10 protein-coding genes are annotated in these 17848 nt (G+C 49.8%); all 10 read left to right on the top strand.

Annotated features, from left to right (window positions below; all coding sequences use genetic code 11):
- Positions 1-195 precede the first annotated feature (195 nt).
- The 10 genes from KSP24_RS02150 (at position 196) to KSP24_RS02195 (ending at position 17692) form a co-directional block, all read left to right on the top strand.
- Positions 196-1575 (top strand): class I SAM-dependent rRNA methyltransferase, encoded by a 1380-nt coding sequence (locus tag KSP24_RS02150; protein ID WP_216974354.1) that lies wholly within the window; start codon positions 196-198, stop codon positions 1573-1575.
- A 240-nt stretch (positions 1576-1815) separates the two neighbouring features.
- Positions 1816-5382 carry a helicase-exonuclease AddAB subunit AddB gene (gene addB, locus KSP24_RS02155; protein WP_216974355.1) on the top strand — a complete coding sequence of 1189 codons (3567 nt, stop codon included), beginning with the start codon at positions 1816-1818 and terminating at the stop codon, positions 5380-5382.
- Positions 5379-9398 carry a helicase-exonuclease AddAB subunit AddA gene (addA, locus tag KSP24_RS02160; RefSeq protein ID WP_216974356.1) on the top strand — a complete coding sequence of 1340 codons (4020 nt, stop codon included), beginning with the start codon at positions 5379-5381 and terminating at the stop codon, positions 9396-9398. The genes addB and addA overlap by 4 nt, the downstream gene beginning before the upstream one ends.
- A gap of 30 nt (positions 9399-9428) precedes the next feature.
- Positions 9429-10613 carry an exonuclease SbcCD subunit D gene (locus KSP24_RS02165; RefSeq protein ID WP_216974357.1) on the top strand — a complete coding sequence of 395 codons (1185 nt, stop codon included), beginning with the start codon at positions 9429-9431 and terminating at the stop codon, positions 10611-10613.
- Entirely contained in the window at positions 10610-13999 is a 3390-nt protein-coding gene (locus tag KSP24_RS02170; RefSeq protein WP_216974358.1) for an AAA family ATPase, read from the top strand. The genes KSP24_RS02165 and KSP24_RS02170 overlap by 4 nt, the downstream gene beginning before the upstream one ends.
- A 261-nt stretch (positions 14000-14260) precedes the next feature.
- Positions 14261-14674: a hypothetical protein gene (locus KSP24_RS02175; protein WP_013372154.1), complete on the top strand. Its 414-nt coding sequence runs from the start codon at positions 14261-14263 to the stop codon at positions 14672-14674.
- A 348-nt stretch (positions 14675-15022) separates the two neighbouring features.
- Entirely contained in the window at positions 15023-16366 is a 1344-nt protein-coding gene (locus tag KSP24_RS02180) for an aminotransferase-like domain-containing protein (protein ID WP_216974359.1), read from the top strand.
- 162 nt (positions 16367-16528) lie between these two features.
- Positions 16529-16888, top strand: a complete 360-nt coding sequence (locus tag KSP24_RS02185; RefSeq protein WP_013372152.1) for a histidine triad nucleotide-binding protein — start codon at positions 16529-16531, stop codon at positions 16886-16888.
- Positions 16889-17058: 170 nt separating this feature from the next.
- Complete coding sequence (rpsU, locus tag KSP24_RS02190; RefSeq protein ID WP_005547957.1) at positions 17059-17232, top strand: 30S ribosomal protein S21; 174 nt, start codon at positions 17059-17061, stop codon at positions 17230-17232.
- A 16-nt stretch (positions 17233-17248) separates the two neighbouring features.
- On the top strand, positions 17249-17692 hold the full coding sequence (locus KSP24_RS02195; protein ID WP_013372151.1) for a GatB/YqeY domain-containing protein: 444 nt from the start codon (positions 17249-17251) through the stop codon (positions 17690-17692).
- Positions 17693-17848: the final 156 nt, after the last annotated feature.

Genomic DNA, 17848 nt, shown 5'->3' on the forward strand with positions numbered 1-17848 from the left:
GGAACAATAATTTTGAAGTATCTTCACAAGCTTTAAAAGCGTGACGTCGATATACAGGCGGGCAGTAGCGAAGCGGTTCATTTGAATCTAGAGAAGCGCCAGTGATCGTAAGAACAAATGAACCGCGGAGCTGCGTCCCATCGAACACCACACTTTTAAGGACTTTAAGTAATCCAAGAATAGGAGTGAAGGATTTTGCCTTCAGTAATATTAGAACGTAGCCGCAAAAAAAGGCTGGAGCAAGCACACCCTTGGGTGTTTAAAAATGAAATAGCCAAGATTGAGGGTGATCCAGAAGCAGGTGATTTGGTCAACATCCTTAACCATCAAGGACGTTATTTGGCGACAGGTTACTATAATCCTGCTTCGCAAATTACAGTGCGTGTGATGTCCTATGAGCCGCTGGAAGTGATGGACCAAAGCTTCTTCGCCCAACGTTTCCGCAATTGCTTGGAGCATCGTGAACGCTTTGTGACTGGGGGGAACGCTTACCGTTTGGTGTACGGCGAGGCTGATTTTTTGCCTGGGCTGATTGTAGACCGTTTTGGCGATGTGTTGGTCGTTCAGCTGTTAACGCTTGGCATGGATCGGCGCAGGGAAGAAATCAGAGATGCGCTTGTTGAAGTCATGGGGCCAGTTGGTATATATGAGCGTAGTGATGTATCCATCCGCGAGCTGGAAGGGTTGGAACAGACGAAAGGTCCTTTGTACGGCGATTGCCCGCGCCATGTGGTGGTGACGGAAAATGGCTTACAAATCAAGGTCGATATCGAAGAGGGCCAAAAGACTGGCTATTTCTTTGACCAGCGTGAAAATCGCGCAGCCATCGCGCCGTTGATGACAGGTTGGGGAGCGCGTAGCGGAATTACGTTACAAGAAGTAGCTGCAACCCCAGGTGATGAGGCCACAACGGTCATGAAGCCTGTGAATAAAAGTGGTAAGGTGGTTGAATTCCCATTTTGGGACGGTGCAACTGTATTGGAATGTTTTTCACATACAGGTAGCTTTACGCTCAATGCGTGTAAACATGGTGCGAAAAAAGTAACTTGTCTGGATATTTCTGAACATGCGATTGAAAGTGCAAGGGATAATGTGAAGCTGAACGGTTTTGAGGATCGCGTCGAGTTTGTCGTCGACGATGCTTTTCAATATTTACGTAATCAGGTTAAAGGTGTAGAGGAGCGCACCGCGCGAGCGGGGGGCAAAGGAGATACAACCAAGCCGCTGACTGCGGGTGGCGGACGCACCTTTGACGTAGTTATTCTGGATCCGCCAGCTTTTGCCAAAACGAAGAGTGCTGTCAAAGGAGCTACACGTGGATATAAAGATATCAACCTTCATGGGATGAAGCTTGTCAATGAGGGCGGTTATTTGGTAACGGCGAGTTGTTCGTTCCATATGCGGCCAGAGCTGTTTTTGGACACGATTCAGGAAGCGGCGGCAGATGCCGGTAAAACCCTCCGACTGGTAGATTGGAGAGCGGCAGGGAAGGACCATCCTCAAATTTTAGGTGTGGAGGAAGGTCATTATTTGAAATTTGCCATCTTTGAAGTGCGCAGTCGGACGCGGCTGTAGACTTCATACCCTTGTCAAAGTTAATCTATTTTTAGGCGATAAAGATAACTAGGTGAAACAAACTCATTTTTAGTATAAATCAGTCCTGTAGAGAAGGCTTGCACCAAGCCATCCTGCGGGACTGTTTGTTTTTGAGAAGGGATCAATTGCTACAACATGGCAAACGTACGTTCTTTTCTCCTTTGCCTGATATGCTATACTGTTTAATAGAATGTTTTTGGTTGGAAAGGAGGCCGCATCATGTCGGTCCGCTTATTGATTGGCCGCTCTGGTAGTGGTAAAAGCACGTTAATCCGCAATGAAATGACGTCTATGTTACGCGAGGAGCCGCTAGGTAAACCTATGCTGTTACTTGTGCCCGAGCAATCGTCATTTGCTTCAGAGCATGCGTTGCTTACAGAAGCCGGAAACGGTATTCAGGGGTCGATGCGCGCCCAGGTGATGGGATTCCATCGTCTTGCCTATTTAGTCATGCAGGAAACAGGGGGTTCAGCCCTGGTGCCTGTAACAGAAGAAGGCAAGAAGATGCTTTTATATAAAATTATTCGTCGTCGCAAGGATGAACTGAGTTTGTTTAAGGATTCGGGAGATCAACTCGGTTTTGTGGATCGGTTGAATACGTTGTTTACAGAGTTAAAGCAGTACGGAAATGATGCTCGGTCTGTACCGGAACAACTGGAGAGAATGCATGCTGCGGGGGAGTCCGCCCCGATATTAAGAGGCAAGCTGAAGGATATCAGCCTAATCTATGAGGATTTTGAACGGGAGCTGACGCTTAAATATATCGATGGTGAAGATACGCTTCGCATGCTAACAGAACAGATTGCACAGTCTTCACTTATACGCGGAGCAGACATTTGGATGGATGGCTACCGAAGGTTTACACCGCATGAATATAAGGTGGTGGAGCAACTTATGCTGCACGCCTCCTCGCTGACGGTGGCGTTGACCTGTAACCGCAGCTACGAAAGTGGCCAGCTTCCGCATGAGCTGGATTTGTTTCATCCTTCGGCGGCTACCTACGTCAAGCTTAAAGGAATGGCAGACGAGCTGATGATTGAAACGCAGACACAGTTATTACGTCCTGATCCGATGCCGAGATTTAAGGAGCGTCCAGCGTTGGCGTATTTGGAGGCTAATTTCGAACATCGTACAGGGCTGCGGAATCAGGAACAGCGGATGCGGCTACAGCAGCTACGAGAGCAATGGGCAGATACACAACCGGAGGGTATAAAGCTGTATGCTGCAGCAAATCGCCGTGCCGAGCTGGAAGGAGCCGTACGCGAAATGCGCCGCTTGGCCCGTGAAGAGGGCGCGCGTTATCGGGAGATGGCCTTGTTTGTGCGTCATATTGAAGATTATGAGCCATGGGTGGAACCGATATTCAAGCAATATCAGGTCCCGGTATTTTTGGATCAGCGGAGAAGTATACTTCATCATCCCTTAGTGGAATTGATTCGGGCTTCACTGGATATCGTGCAGCGACGCTGGCGATATGAGGATGTATTTCGTGCGGTCAAAACAGACCTTCTATTGCCGCTGGACGGTCGAGTGAGCCGCGAGCAGATGGACCGTCTGGAAAACTATGTGCTGGCCTGTGGAATACAAGGCAGCCGTTGGACAGATGGCCGACCATGGCAGGCTGTACCCAGCTTGTCACTGGAGCTGGAGGAACAGGAACGGAACCGTCAACGGGATGAAACGCTGGATTTGATGGAGTTGTGCCGAGATGTGATTGTGACGCCTTTACATGCTTTTGAGAAGCGTATGGGTAAGGCACGAACGGCGCTTGAGAAGTGTGAAGCCGTGTATCTGTTGCTGGAGGATGCAGAAATTGGTCACAAGCTGGACGCCTTCATTCATCAGGCAGAGGAATCAGGAAATCCTGAGCAGGCGAAGGAGCACCGCCAGGTATGGGATGCGGTGCTTGAATTGCTGGATCAAATCGTCGAAATGATGGGTGATGAGAGACTGGATACTGCTTTGTTTGCGGGTGTGCTGGAAACGGGATTGGCTGAGTTCCGTATGGGGCTTGTTCCACCGGCTCTGGATCAGGTACTGGTCGGAAATACGGACCGTACACGTGTATCGGGTATTCAACATGCCTTTGTGCTAGGGATGAACGAAGGAGTAATGCCGGCTGTGTTCCATGAGGATGGTGTGCTGAATGAGCAGGAACGTACGGCATTGAACGAACAAGGCGTAGACCTGGCACCAGATATGACAAGACGTCTGTTGGACGAACGCTTTCTCGCTTATACGGCCCTTACCTCAGCCGGTAAAAGCCTATGGATGAGCTATGCGGTGACTGATGAAGAAGGCAAGCCATTGCTACCGTCAGAGTTAGTGCGACATGTGCGGCAACTGCTTCCTGGTCTGGATGAACGTCCACTGGCCGGATACCCTTTGCCTGGAGACGCTTGGACGACGCAATGGGAGTATGCTTCCCATCCGTCCGAGGCTTTGCCGCAGCTCATTGCGCAATTACGGCATTGGCGGCGTGGCGGTGATATTTTATCTCCCTGGTGGGAGGTGTATAACTGGTATGCCAGCCAGCAGGGGCGTGAGAAGGACAAGCTGCGTCAGCTGTTGACCTCACTTTTTTACGAAAATCATGCCGAAATGCAGAAGGAAACGAGTCGCCGTCTATATGGCAGCAAGCTGCGCACCAGCGTATCTCGTATGGAACGTTTTGTCGCATGTCCATTTTCTCACTTTGCCTCTCACGGTCTTCGTTTGAAGGAACGTCAAATGTATCGTCTGAAGGCTCCGGATATCGGACAATTATTCCACGCAGCGCTTGGTGAGATGGCGATCAATCTGCGTGAACGCAATGTCAGCTGGGGAAGTCTCAGCACCGAGGAATGTCGCCAAGAGGCGGAAAGTACGGTTGAGCGTTTGGCACCTCGTCTGCAAGGCGAGATTTTAATGAGCTCCAAGCGGTATGGCTATATTTTGCGCAAGTTAAAAGACATCGTGAGCCGTGCTTCGCTAATTTTGGGTGAACATGCACGGAGAGGTAGCTTTGAGCCGATTGGGCTGGAGTTGGACTTTGGACCAGGTCAGCTGCTTCCTCCGTTAAGCTTCCGACTAGATAACGGCGTTGTGATGGAAATTGTCGGACGGATTGACCGTGTGGATGTGGCAGAAGGAGAAAAAGGATTACTTCTGCGTGTCATTGATTACAAGTCCAGCCAAAAGGATCTTAAGCTACATGAGGTGTATTACGGCTTGTCCCTGCAAATGCTCACGTACCTGGATGTGCTGTTGAATGCGGCGGAGGAATGGTTGGGCGAGACTGCTTATCCGGCGGGTACACTGTATTTTCACGTCCACAATCCGATGCTGCAATCACCTAATGGCCTTAGCGCAGAACAGGCTCGTCAGGAGCTTTTGAAACGCTTTAAGATGAAGGGATTGTTGCTCGCGGATCGGGATGTAGTTGGGCAAATGGATACAGCATTGGACAAGGGATATTCCTCTATTTTACCTGTTGCGGTGAAAGCAGACGGCAGTTTTTATAGCAGTGCTTCCGTTGCTTCGCCTGAACAGTGGGATAGCCTGTTAGCTTCGGTGCGCAACAACATTCGGACGATTGGCACACGGATGACAGAGGGCGATGTTGCCATTGAACCTTATCGCATTCAGCAAGAAACGGCATGTACCTTCTGTTCTTTTAAGCCTGTTTGTCAATTTGATGACAGTCTGGAAGGCAGTGATTACAACCAATGGGGGAAACCGGGTAAGGATCAGGTCTGGGATCTGCTCGGTCATACACAGGAAGGGAAAGGAGGAATGAAGCAATGATAGGCACGTCAAACGCTAAAGGCTTGCCGAAGCCGGAAGGAAGTATGTGGAGTGATGATCAGTGGCGTGCCATTTCGGAGTCTGGTAACAACATGCTGGTCGCGGCAGCGGCGGGTTCTGGTAAAACAGCAGTGCTGGTAGAGCGTATTATTCGCAAAATTGTCGATCCCCGGCTCGGCTTCAGTGTGGATCGGTTACTGGTGGCGACCTTTACGAAGGCTGCAGCCGCTGAAATGCGTCAACGGATACGCGAAGCCCTGGAACGTGTGCTGGAACAGGAACCGGAAAGTGAACATGTGCGCCGACAGCTACCGTTGTTGAATCGCGCCTCAATTACGACACTTCACTCTTTTTGTATGGAGGTCATCCGCAGGCATTATCAGGCCATTCCTCTTGATCCCGGCTTTCGGATTATGAATGAGCATGAAACAGAATTGCTGCGCCAAGAACTATTAGAAGAACTGTTTGAGGAGAAATATGAGGCCCATGATGAAGGCAGCACATTCCGCAGACTGGTCGACTGGTTTAGTGGAGAACGCACCGATGATGCAATGTATGTGCTTGTTCAGCGGTTGTATGACTTTTCGCAAAGTCATCCTTGGCCGGAGCATTGGCTGCGGGAGACGGCAGCAGCATTTCGTGTACAGGATGTAGCTGCGTTGGGGGAGACGCCCTGGGTTCGCAGTATTTTGGCGGATGCTGCACTTTCGTTGCGCGGAGCCGCGAGTTTGCTGGAACAGGCGCATGAAACAGCTATACAGCCTGGCGGTCCTGCACCCTATGCCATGACGCTGCAAGAAGATGCGGCGATGGTGAAGGAATTGCTGCAGGAGCTGGAGACACAGCCGTGGGCATCCTTGTATGATCATTTTCAGGCAGCGTCCTTTGGTAAGCTCAAGCCAGTCAAAAAAGATCAAACCGAGCCTGCATTGCAGGAACGGGTTAAGACGCTACGCGAGGCTGCCAAGAAAATGATTACAGATATGAAGGCTTCCCTGTTCGGTAGGAGAGCAGAAGCTTATTTGGAGGAACTGCATGCGACGGCTCCTCTGATGGACGAACTGGTGGAGACCGTGATTGCTTTCGGGGAACGATTTCAACAGCACAAGCAGTCAAAAGGACTGGTGGATTTCGGTGATTTGGAGCATTATTGTCTCAAAATATTAAGACATCCCGACTCCACTCCGTACAAGCTGCTCCCTTCTGATGCTGCACTTGAATACAAGGCACAGTTCGACGAGGTGTTGCTGGATGAGTATCAAGATACGAATACCGTACAGGAAGATATCGTTAGACTGGTATCACGCGAGGAACCGGGTAACCGTTTTATGGTGGGAGACGTGAAACAGAGTATTTATCGGTTTCGACTGGCCGAGCCAGGGCTGTTTTTGAATAAGTATCAACGGTACGGTATGCAGGAGCAGGAAGATGGCTTTTTGATTGATCTGGCGCGTAATTTTCGCAGTCGGGAGGAAGTTGTCGATGCGGTTAATTTGGTGTTCCGCCAGATTATGAGTGTGGATGTAGCGGAAATTGAATACGATGAACGAGCATGGCTGGTGCACGGCGCGTCCTATCCCGAGAAGACAGAGCAGGAAGCTGCGTCTGCATACGCACCTGAGCTGCTGTTAGTTGATAAAGGTGGACGTGGTCTTTCCGAGACTTTGGAGCTACCTGAAATGGGGGACGAATCGGCTTTACAGGAAAGTGAACTGGCCGAGCTTGCGGAGCTCGAAACGGCACAGTTGGAGGCTCGTGCGATCGCGCAACGGATTAAGGAGCTGACTGGAGATACTGGACAACCACTGTTGATTTACGATAGGGGATTAAAAGCCATGCGTCCAGCAGTCTACGGTGATATTGTCATTTTGCTTCGTTCAGCAAGCGTATGGGCTCCCTTAATTGTCGAGGAACTGCGGCTTGAGGGCATTCCAGCCTCTGGAGAGCAGACGACAGGCTTTTTTAAGGCAACGGAAGTTGAAGTGATGTTGTCCCTCCTGCACATTATTGATAATCCGCAGCAGGACATCCCGCTTGCATCCGTGCTTCGTTCGCCAATTGTCGGCTTGACCGAAGATGAACTGGCACAAATTCGGCTAGAGAAGCCGGATGGATTATTTTATGATGCATTGCTGGCGGCAGCAGAGACTGAACAAGTCGATCAGAGCGTAAAAGGGACCTCTGCTGACGTATTGGAGATGGATCTTTTCACTGAGGACTCGCTATCTCCACCCCACTCTGTCCATAGGGACGACGGCAATACGTTGTCTGCCCGACTACGCTCATTTTTGCGTAATTTGGACGCATGGCGGCAGGAAGCCAGACAAGGCAGCTTAAGTGCATTGATTTGGAATGTGCTGGAGGAAACAGGATATCTGGATTGGGTGGGTGGATTGCCTGGCGGCTCACAGCGTCAAAGCAACCTACGGGCCTTATATGACCGAGCGAGACAGTATGAGACTTCTACGTCCAACCGTGGCTTGTTCCGATTCCTGACCTTTATTTCCCGTCTGCGGGAGCGGGGCGGTGATTTAGGATCGATCAGTGGGGGGACTGAACCCGATCAGGCTGTCCGCATTATGACCATTCATAAAAGTAAAGGACTTGAATTTCCTGTTGTGTTTATTGCGGGGACGGCAAAAATGTTTAATCAGCAGGATCTGAATGCGCCGTTTCTAATGCACAAGGAGTTGGGATTTGGTCCTAAATATGTGGAGGAACAAAACCGTGTCAGCTACCCTACGCTGCCTAATTTAGCGATCCGTCGACGCTCACAGCTGGAGCTGTTGGCTGAAGAAATGCGTGTGCTATACGTAGCGCTTACGCGTCCGCGTGAAAAGCTGATTATGACCGGAACCGTGAAGGATCTCGCTTCCCGCGCAGCGGGTTGGGCACGTGCCAAGGAGCATACGGAAACAGTATTACCAGACTATATACTGGCGGCAGGTCGCAGCTATCTGGACTGGGTAGGTCCTGCATTGATTCGGCATCCTTCTGCGATTTCGCTGAGGGAAGCGGCAGGTGATCAGGATGGGTATTATCACAGACTGGAACACATGCCGGGGGCAGACTGGTCATTTAAAATCGTAGCCTCAGAAACACTTTCTGGCTCTCGTGTGAACTCGGATCGTGAAGAAGAGGTATCGGCCGAAGAACGCCAAAAGAAAACTGAAGCACTGAGAAATGTTGAGCTAATCGAATTAGACGAAGAAAGTGAAACGGATATTGCTGCGGCTCTTTCTTGGACCTACCCGTATGAACGGGCGGGCAAGACAGCAGCCAATACATCGGTCACAGAGATGAAAAGATGGCTGGAGATGCAGGAGATTGGATCGGACGATTGGCTGAATCTATCTTCTATCTCCCAACAAGCAGACTTACCAGAAGATTGTGAAAATTCTGACACTGGGGGCAGTCAATTACACTTGCGCAGACCTAAGTTTATGGGGAATCAGCGACTGACTCCTACGGAACGAGGGACGGTCTATCATACGTTGATGCTGCATCTGCCCTTAGATGGAGTAATGAGCGCTGAAATTATTGAGGAAACAAAGGCTCGTTTGCTGAATCAACGCATTTTACTGGATGTTCATGCAGAGGCGCTGGATACGGATAAAATATTAAGATTTTTCTCAAGTGAGCTGGGGAGCAGAATGTTGCGTTCATCCCGTATTCAGCGTGAGCTTCCGTTTACTTATACCATGCGGGCAACCGATTACTGGAATCACAGTTTACCTGTGATGCTGCCAGAACAGAAGACAGTTACGGAAGGCGGGCAGGACGATAAAGTGCTGATGAACGGGATCATTGATTGTCTGTTCGAAACTCCCGAAGGACTGGTGCTGCTGGATTATAAAACAGACCGGGTCTCCGAATATCGTACGCTGTCACATTTAACGGACCAATATCGTTTTCAATTGGAGCTGTATGCCCGTGTGATTGAAGAGATTACAGGCAATAAGGTTGCTGAGAAATGGTTGTATTTTATAGAAGCTGAAGAGAGTGTGCGGTTGTAGTTATATATAGATAAGGAGAGGGGGAATAGCATGCGGATTTTGCATACAGGTGATTGGCATTTGGGTCGCACGTTGGAAGGGCGAAGCCGCCTGAAGGAGCAGGAGGCGTTTTTGGAAGAATTAGTGAAAATGGCTGACGACCAGCAGGCTGATTTGATTATGATGGCTGGAGATGTGTACGACTCAGTCAATCCTTCGGCCGCCGCAGAGCAATTGTTTTATGAAGCATCTGCGCGTCTTACGGCTGGAGGAAGACCGCTAGTCGTCATTGCCGGCAATCATGATCAGCCGGAAAGGGTAGCCTCGGTCACCCCGCTGGTGAGCGGGCGTGGAATTACATTGCTGGGACTGCCTCATGGGGAAGCAGTACACGTTCGTACACCGCGAACGGGCGAAATGGCATGTATTGCGGCCTTGCCTTATCCCTCCGAGTCTCGTCTGAATGAGCTATTGTCTGAAGACGGGGATGAAACCATACTACGCGAGGCATATAGCTGCCGTGTAGGAATGCTGATGTCGCAGCTAGGTACAGCGTTTCAGCCCGATACTGTTAATTTGTCGATGAGCCATATTTATGTGCTTGGCGGGCTGGAGTCGGATTCGGAACGCCCGATTCAGGTCGGGGGAGCTTATACCGTAGATCCGTCTGCTTTGAGCATTGGAGCGCAGTATACGGCTCTGGGTCATTTGCATCGTCCCCAATATGTGAAGGGCGATGGGCTGATGCGTTATAGTGGCTCTCCGCTGGCTTATAGCTTTTCCGAAGCTGGACAAGCCAAATCGGTTACGTTAATTGACGTGATTGCCGGCAAGCCAGCACAGGTTGAGGAATTGTATATTACCAGTGGACGCCCATTAGTGAGGTGGCGAGCACGGGGAGGTCTGGAAGAGGTATATCGCTGGCTGGACGAAGGACTGGATGCTGATGCCTTTATTGACCTGGAAATTACGCTGGATGAAGCGATGTCAATGGGAGATATTCAACGGTTGCGCAAAAGCCGTGAAGGCATCATTCATATTCGCCCCGTGTACCCAGAAATGGCTGCGGCACAGTTGGAACAGCAACGTTCAGAACTGCCGGTTCATGAGCTGTTCCGGGCGTTTTACCAACGACAGACGGGCGGAGCACAGCCGGATGACGGATTAGTACAGTTGTTTCTGGAATTGGTAGAACAGGATGATGCAAGAGACCAAGCTGAGGAGGATGAGGTATGAAGCCGATCCTTCTGAAACTGGCAGGATTGCAAAGCTACCGGGAGTCGCAGGAAATTCGCTTTGACGATTTGACCGAAACGGGACTGTTCGGAATTTTTGGTCCAACGGGTAGTGGTAAATCAACGTTGCTGGATGCCATTACGTTGGCTATGTACGGTAAAGTGGAGCGGGCGGTGAATGGTACACAAGGCATTATGAATCATGCCGAGGATACGTTGTCTGTAGCATTTACGTTTGAATTAATGTCAGCTCAAGGACCTCGCCGTTACCGTGTAGAACGACGTTTCAAACGTGCAGGAGGCGTATCGGTTAATAATACGCTTAGCCGTTTTATTGCGTATACAGAAGACGGCGAGGAAGTGCTTGCCGACAAGGTACAGGATGTGACACGCTGTGTGGAGGAGTATATCGGCCTGAAAATGGACGATTTTACGCGCGCTGTCGTATTACCGCAGGGGAAGTTTGCGGAGTTTTTATCCTTAAAGGGCAGTGAACGCAGACAGATGCTGCAGCGTTTGTTCCATCTGGAGAAGTACGGAGATCAACTTGCACAGAAGCTGAGCCGCCGTGTGAAGGACAACGACATCGCCCTGAAATCGTTGGAAGCGGAGCAGCAAGGGCTGGGAGATGCGAGTGCTGAAGCGCTTGAGCTTGTAAAGCTGCGTCTTAAAGAAGCGATTGACCATGCAGAGGCTTCGCGCCGCGAGCTAGAGCGTGTTTCACGGGAAGCGGAGGCGCTGAACAAAACACGGGAACTGGTCATCGAGCTTCGCCAAAGAGTGAACGAGCTGGAGGAGATGGCAAGACAGGAACCAGGCATTGCTTTGCTGGAGCGCAAGCTGCGGCAAGCATCTGCAGCGGAGGCGTTGCTGCCTGCACTGACGGATTGGAAAGAAGCCGTTGCCGAAGCAGAAAAACGACAGAAGAATGCTGAACAAATGGCAGTCCTGGCTGCCTCCGCAGCGGAGGCGGCGCTTGTATCTGTGCAAGCAGACGAGCAGGCTCGGCAAGCACTCAGTGCGGAAGAACCAAAGCTGTTGCTTCGGATCGACCAACTGGAGCAGGCACTTCAACTGGAACGTGATACGGAAGTGCTGCGGACTGAACGGGAACGTTTGGCGGTCGAGCTGGCGCATAGCGAACAAACCCTTGCTGAGCATGCCGCAGGTCTCGTAAAGGAACAAGAGTTACAGACACGAGGTTTGAAGCGGCAGCAGGAGCTTCAACAGGAGTTGAAGCAAAATGAAGTGCGGGCAGATGAGCGGCGTATGCTACAAGAGGCTGTGCAGCGGCTGCAACAGCTGGAGACAGCGAATGAGCAATGGCGTGAAGCTGAACAGGAGTATTCCACTCAGGAGAAACGGCTTGCGCTAGCAGACGAACGTTTAAAGCTAATGGAGCAGGAGACACAGGAGACGGAGGCACGGCGTTCTATTCTTGCTGCACAAGTGGCTGAAGGCATTGAGGCGTTGCTGGCGCTGGAGGCGGAAATTACAGCCGACGTGTCGGCACTGGCTGCCGAGGAGGAGCAGCTGCGTCACGAGCTCCGTGCCGAGGAGCTCGGACGTCTCGCGCAGCACCTCGCTGCCGAGCTGCGTGAAGGAGAGCCATGCGCAGTGTGTGGCTCTCTGCATCACCCCGCGCCTGCCACTGTTGCGGCCCATGGCGCGGATTCCGCTGCGCCGGATGAGCTGCATCGCCTGCGGCTCGGCCTACAGGAGCTGCGCCTCACGCTGCGTCAGCAGTTGCACGAGCAGCGCAGCCTGCTGGCGCAGCCCGCCGCCGCAGACAGCGGTGCTGCCGCCACAGGCGAGCCTTTTACGCCTGCGGCTGCTGTGCCTCGTGGTGTCGCCGTATGGGCGGAGCGCTGTGCAGCGCTGGAGCGTACAGCGGCTGAGCTGGCAGCGCGTGCGCATACGCTGCCTGCCGAGGCACAGGCACTGCGTGAGGCGGACGCCGCCGGACAGCAGCGGCGTATCCGTGCAGCCGCCGAGCAGGAGGCGGCGGTTGCAGCACTGGCGCAGGCGCGCAGCAAGCGTGAGGTATGCACCACACGCAGCGAAGGGCTGCGCGCCAAATGGGCGGCGCAGCTGCCGGATGTCGGCCCGGACCAAGCTGCGGAGCGTTGTCGCGCTATGCAGGAGCGCGACCGGCGTGCGGAAGAGTTGCGATCCCGGCTAGAGACAAGCGTGACCTTCCTCGAAGAAAAGGCAGCGCGTGTACATCAGATACAGCAAAGCATCATCGAGGAAGACAAAATTATTATTGCCCGTCGTACAGGGCTCCAAAGTAAAGATGATTTGCTGCGTGAAAAGCTAGAACAGCTACGGAAGTGGGTTGGAGAAGGCCAAGCAGCCTCATTGCTGGAAGAAGCGACCTCACGCTTGTTGGGACTGAAAAACGGAGCCGAAGCCGCTGCACGTCGCCGTACCGAAGCGGAAGAACGTAAGCAGCAGGCCGTTCATGCTTCACTGATAGCGCGGCAGGCCTCCGACTCGGCAGAAGAAAGACGGCAGACGGCAGAATCCCGTTGGGGTATCCGTCTGGAAGCTTCCTCTTTTGCTACGGAAGCAGAGGTCATGGAATGCTGCTTGGGACCGGAAGAAGCCACACGTTATGAGCGTGAAGTGAGTTTGCACCGAGAACGGGAGAAGGAGCTGTCTTCCCGCTTAAAGCATGTCGAAGAGCAGTTGAATGGAGCAACAGTAACAGAGGAACAGTGGGAAACGACCACTGCGAGGCTGCGTGATTGCCGTGCACGCGACGAAGAGGCGCTTCAGAATCGCGCCAAGGCTGAGCGTGATTTAGAGGACTTGCAGCGTCGGAACGTCCGCTGGATGGAGCTGGAGTCCAATCGTTTGCATCTGCGTAGTGAGGCGGAAAAAATGTCCAAGCTCCAGTCTGTTTTTCGAGGTAATGCCTTCGTTGAATATATTGCCGAAGAGCAGCTCATGCAGGTCAGCCAATCTGCTTCACGCCGCCTGCGTTTTCTGACTAAGCAGCGCTATGCGCTAGAAGTAGATTCCAGCGGTGGTTTTGTTATTAGTGATGATGCCAACGGTGGAGTCAAACGTCCGGTATCGACCTTGTCCGGCGGCGAAACGTTCCTGACCTCTTTGTCGCTTGCGCTTGCGCTGTCAGCTCAAATTCAGTTGCGGGGCCAATACCCTCTTCAATTTTTCTTTCTGGATGAAGGCTTTGGAACGTTGGACCCTGAACTGCTTGACACAGTAATTACCTCGCTAGAAAAGCTACATCACGATCAATTATCTGTTGGTGTGATTAGTCATGTGCCTGAATTGCGGGCCCGGCTCCCACGCAAGCTAGTTGTTCTTCCCGCAGAGCAGGCTGGTGGAGGCTCTCGTGTGGTTATGGAAACATTTTGAAGCAATGTGATACGGATCACAGATACAGTTTCAAACTGTTGTTATAATACAGCTAAGCCGACAAGTTAATCATACAGCACCCCGGCGAACGTATGCTGCGGAAGAAATCTTCCCGTCATACGTCCGTTCAGAGGGGCTCTGCCAAGAGCTCCCGGGGTGCTTCTTTTTTTTGTAAGCCGGAATTCGCCCAATTTGATGTAGCACATAGCCCGTTTTTGAATAACATACGGTATACATGCAAGAGCCTAGGAGGAAACAACCATGGAAAAAAGCATGACAACCGAAAATGTTACAGCATCGCAACAGATGGATGCTAAAACACTATGTCAACAGCATATGCATCGTTATGTATGCGTATGGGTAAAGGACGGGACAATGTATGACGGAATTGTAGAGCATGTGGATGATGAAAAGATATACTTAGCTGTTCCTATGGGTGGAGAAGAAATGGAGAATGTTAATCTCCCCTATCCGCCTAACAATTGTGGATGCGGCTCTCGTGCTTATGGCGGCTATGCATCTTATCCTCCGTACCCTCCGTATCCTTATCCGTACCCTTACCCGGTCCCAGTACCCGCCTATGCGTACGGATTCCCATACGGACGTCGCCGCTTTAATCGTTTGATTCTGCCGCTTGCTGCGTTGACAGCGATTAGCTTACTGCCTTACTACTAATCCGATCTCCTTCGTTGCCTAACCATCGTATACTCTCTCCCGCCTACAGCTCTTGTACAGTACAAGTGGCTAGATAGGCGTATCCATACATCATCACTAAGTAAGGCTGTTTCTTCCAGTATGAAGAAACAGCCTCTTTTTCACATCTACCGTCTCAATATGCAAATGAGCTATAAGGTTACAGCCTTTGGCGAGGTTACAATGATTTATGGATGACAACTGTATGGGTACAGTTTAATGAAAAGAGGTATCCTGTTTATCTATAAACCATGTTAACATCAAGCATGTACAGAAACATAAGAAGGAATAAGCATGTAAAAGGATGTACAGAACAGACAGGAGGATATCGTGAAAAAATATGTTTCAATTTTATTAGATATAGAGCTTAAAATTCGCGAGGGACAATATAGACCTGGTTACAAGCTACCATCGGTCCGTGATGCTTCGGAGCTATACAAGTGCAGCAAAAGTACAATTCTGCGAGCTTATGCTGAACTTGAAAGGAAGCATGCCATTTATTCCATACCGCAAAGCGGATACTATGTAGTGGAAAATCCCAGCGACGTACACCATAGCGATATTTCAGACTGCGTTGATTTTGCTTCAGCATCCCCGGATTTAAATGTTTTTCCCTATCTGGATTTTCAGCATTGTCTAAATCAGGCTATTGATACCTACAAATATCATCTGTTCACTTACGGGGATTCGCAAGGATTGGAAACATTACGACATACGCTCGTCTCCCATTTGGCTGATACTCAGGTATTTGCAAAAACAGATCGGATTATCGTTACTTCAGGTGTTCAACAGGCATTAGAGATACTCGCAAAAATGTCGTTTCCCAATGGCAAAGAAAAGATTTTGGTCGAGCAGCCCAGCTACGATATTTATTTGCGTTTTTTGGAGGAAGAGAGCATACCCGTCAATACGATTGCACGGACAGCGGAAGGTCTGGATTTTCATGAGTTGGAGAATCAATTTAAGCAGGAGAACATCAAATTTTTTTATACGATGTCAAGGTATCATAATCCTCTAGGTATCTCATATAACATGGAGGAACGAAAAACGATAGCTGCCTTGGCCGCCAAATATGATGTGTACATCGTAGAAGATGACTATATGGCTGATTTGGGAGTTGATCATCTTGTTGATCCCATTTATGCATACGATCAGACAGAGCATACTATTTACTTGAAAAGCTTCTCCAAAATCATTTTCCCTGGCTTGCGATTAGGGGTTGCGGTACTGCCAGAAAGCCTATTAAGGACGTTCAGTAGCTATAAAAGATATGTTGACACATCGATTTTGTCTCAGGCAGCACTTGATATCTATATTAAAAATGGAATGTATGAACGCCATAAACACACGATATCCAAACTATATTCGGAGCGCGTTCGTATTTTGAACAAGGCGGTGGAGCGATACAATCAGACCGGGTACATCCAAACTCCAGCTGCAACCTCAGGCGTTTATACGCAGTTTAAGCTGCCGAGGACGGTGAATTTGGAACGTTTGGTACACAGCCTTAACGTCAGAAACATCAAGGTTGTAGCTGGCAAAGGCTTTTATTTATCAAGCTACAGGGAACAAGAAAAATTTTTGCGCATAAGTATCTCGCGTGCACAGCCAGACCAAATTGATCAAGGGGTTAAATCTATAATAGAGGAAGTTAGTAAGGGAAACTGGTATTAAGCCCCATTTTCCGTTATGATACATATAGAAACACAGGCATAACCAATTATGATTGGTTATGTTTCTGTTTGGTGTGGAAAATACATAACTTTGAATGCCGACAGCAAGGACTGCTTGTGTATAATTGCTGATGATCGGCTCACTGCCAAAGGAGGGTTTTGAATGGACGATCTGTTTTTGAAAATTGTAGATGGAAGTATCCCCAGCAAAAAGGTGTTGGAAACCGACAATGTGCTCGCATTTCATGACATCCAGCCTGCGGCGCCAGTACACGTGCTCATTATTCCAAAAAAATACATTCCTTCAATGAATGCTGTAACGGAGGAGGATCTTCCTCTTATCGCGGAGATCCATCGTGTTGCGGTTGAGGTTGCGAAAAAGTTAGGGATTGCTGAGTCTGGTTATCGGTTGATTAACAACTGTGGCCCGGATAGTGGACAAGCGGTAGGGCATCTGCATTATCACTTGCTGGGCGGCGCCAAATTAGGTGCCTTGACAGGTATTTCGGACTCGCATTCTTAAAAATGACAGAGCTAGTCTTTTCAGTAATGCGGAACTGACGGGAAAAAAGGTTCCTTCTATGTACTCATTTTTTCTTATAGGTTGACACCTGGTTTCCGTTTCACCTATAATAAAATTTGATGAACCGTGTTATTGCTCTTGGACGGTCTGGTCGGAGGGAGGGAAAACTGGTGTCTGAAACTAAAGTTCGCAAAAACGAGACAATTGATGCTGCACTTCGTCGCTTTAAACGTTCCATTGCTAAGGATGGCGTATTGGCTGAGGTGAAGAAACGCAAGCATTATGAAAAGCCAAGCGTAAAGCGCAAGAAAAAGTCCGAGGCTGCTCGTAAGAGAAAGTTCTAGGAGGATCTAAGTAATCATGAATTTGAGCGAACGATTGAACGAAGATATGAAGCAAGCAATGAAGAGTAAGGACAAGTTCAAACTCTCCACCATTCGAATGGTTCGTTCTACGATTAAAAATCTTGAAATAGATTTGAAACGGAATTTGGACGACAACGAAGTGCTTGATATTCTGAGTCGTGAGATCAAACAGCGAAAAGATGCCCTCCATGAGTTTGAAAAAGCCGGTCGTGATGAACTTGCGACAAGCACTAAAGCAGAAATAGAGATCATCGCTCAGTACCTTCCTGAACAACTTTCTGAAGAAGAAATTAAAGTTATTGTACAGCAGACCATCCAGGAAACCGGTGCTTCTTCGAAAGCCGAGATGGGGAAAGTAATGACGGCCTTGATGCCTAAGGTAAAAGGTCGTGCTGACGGTAAGCTCGTGAACCAAGCGGTTCAGCAATTTCTGCAATAAACCTGCGACAAACAGGAAAACACAACACCCTCTGTTCACAGAGGGTGTTATTTCTATATGTGTGATGCCTGCCAAAATAGAATGGTGGAAGACGTCTTTGTGAAGGCGTTTTCTATGATTGTGTGAAACGTGATGCCTGTTAGGGGCGTAAAGTAT

Source organism: Paenibacillus sp. AK121 (assembly GCF_019042715.1).
In the GTDB taxonomy this organism is placed as follows: domain Bacteria; phylum Bacillota; class Bacilli; order Paenibacillales; family Paenibacillaceae; genus Paenibacillus; species Paenibacillus polymyxa_C.

Bases quoted from the DNA above. Each gene is read 5' to 3' on its own strand.
- addB (WP_216974355.1), top strand. From the start codon at position 1,816: ATGTCGGTCCGCTTATTGATTGGCCGCTCTGGTAGTGGTAAAAGCACG.
- addA (WP_216974356.1), top strand. From the start codon at position 5,379: ATGATAGGCACGTCAAACGCTAAAGGCTTGCCGAAGCCGGAAGGAAGT.
- KSP24_RS02165 (WP_216974357.1), top strand. From the start codon at position 9,429: ATGCGGATTTTGCATACAGGTGATTGGCATTTGGGTCGCACGTTGGAA.
- KSP24_RS02170 (WP_216974358.1), top strand. From the start codon at position 10,610: ATGAAGCCGATCCTTCTGAAACTGGCAGGATTGCAAAGCTACCGGGAG.
- KSP24_RS02175 (WP_013372154.1), top strand. From the start codon at position 14,261: ATGGAAAAAAGCATGACAACCGAAAATGTTACAGCATCGCAACAGATG.
- KSP24_RS02185 (WP_013372152.1), top strand. From the start codon at position 16,529: ATGGACGATCTGTTTTTGAAAATTGTAGATGGAAGTATCCCCAGCAAA.
- KSP24_RS02195 (WP_013372151.1), top strand. From the start codon at position 17,249: ATGAATTTGAGCGAACGATTGAACGAAGATATGAAGCAAGCAATGAAG.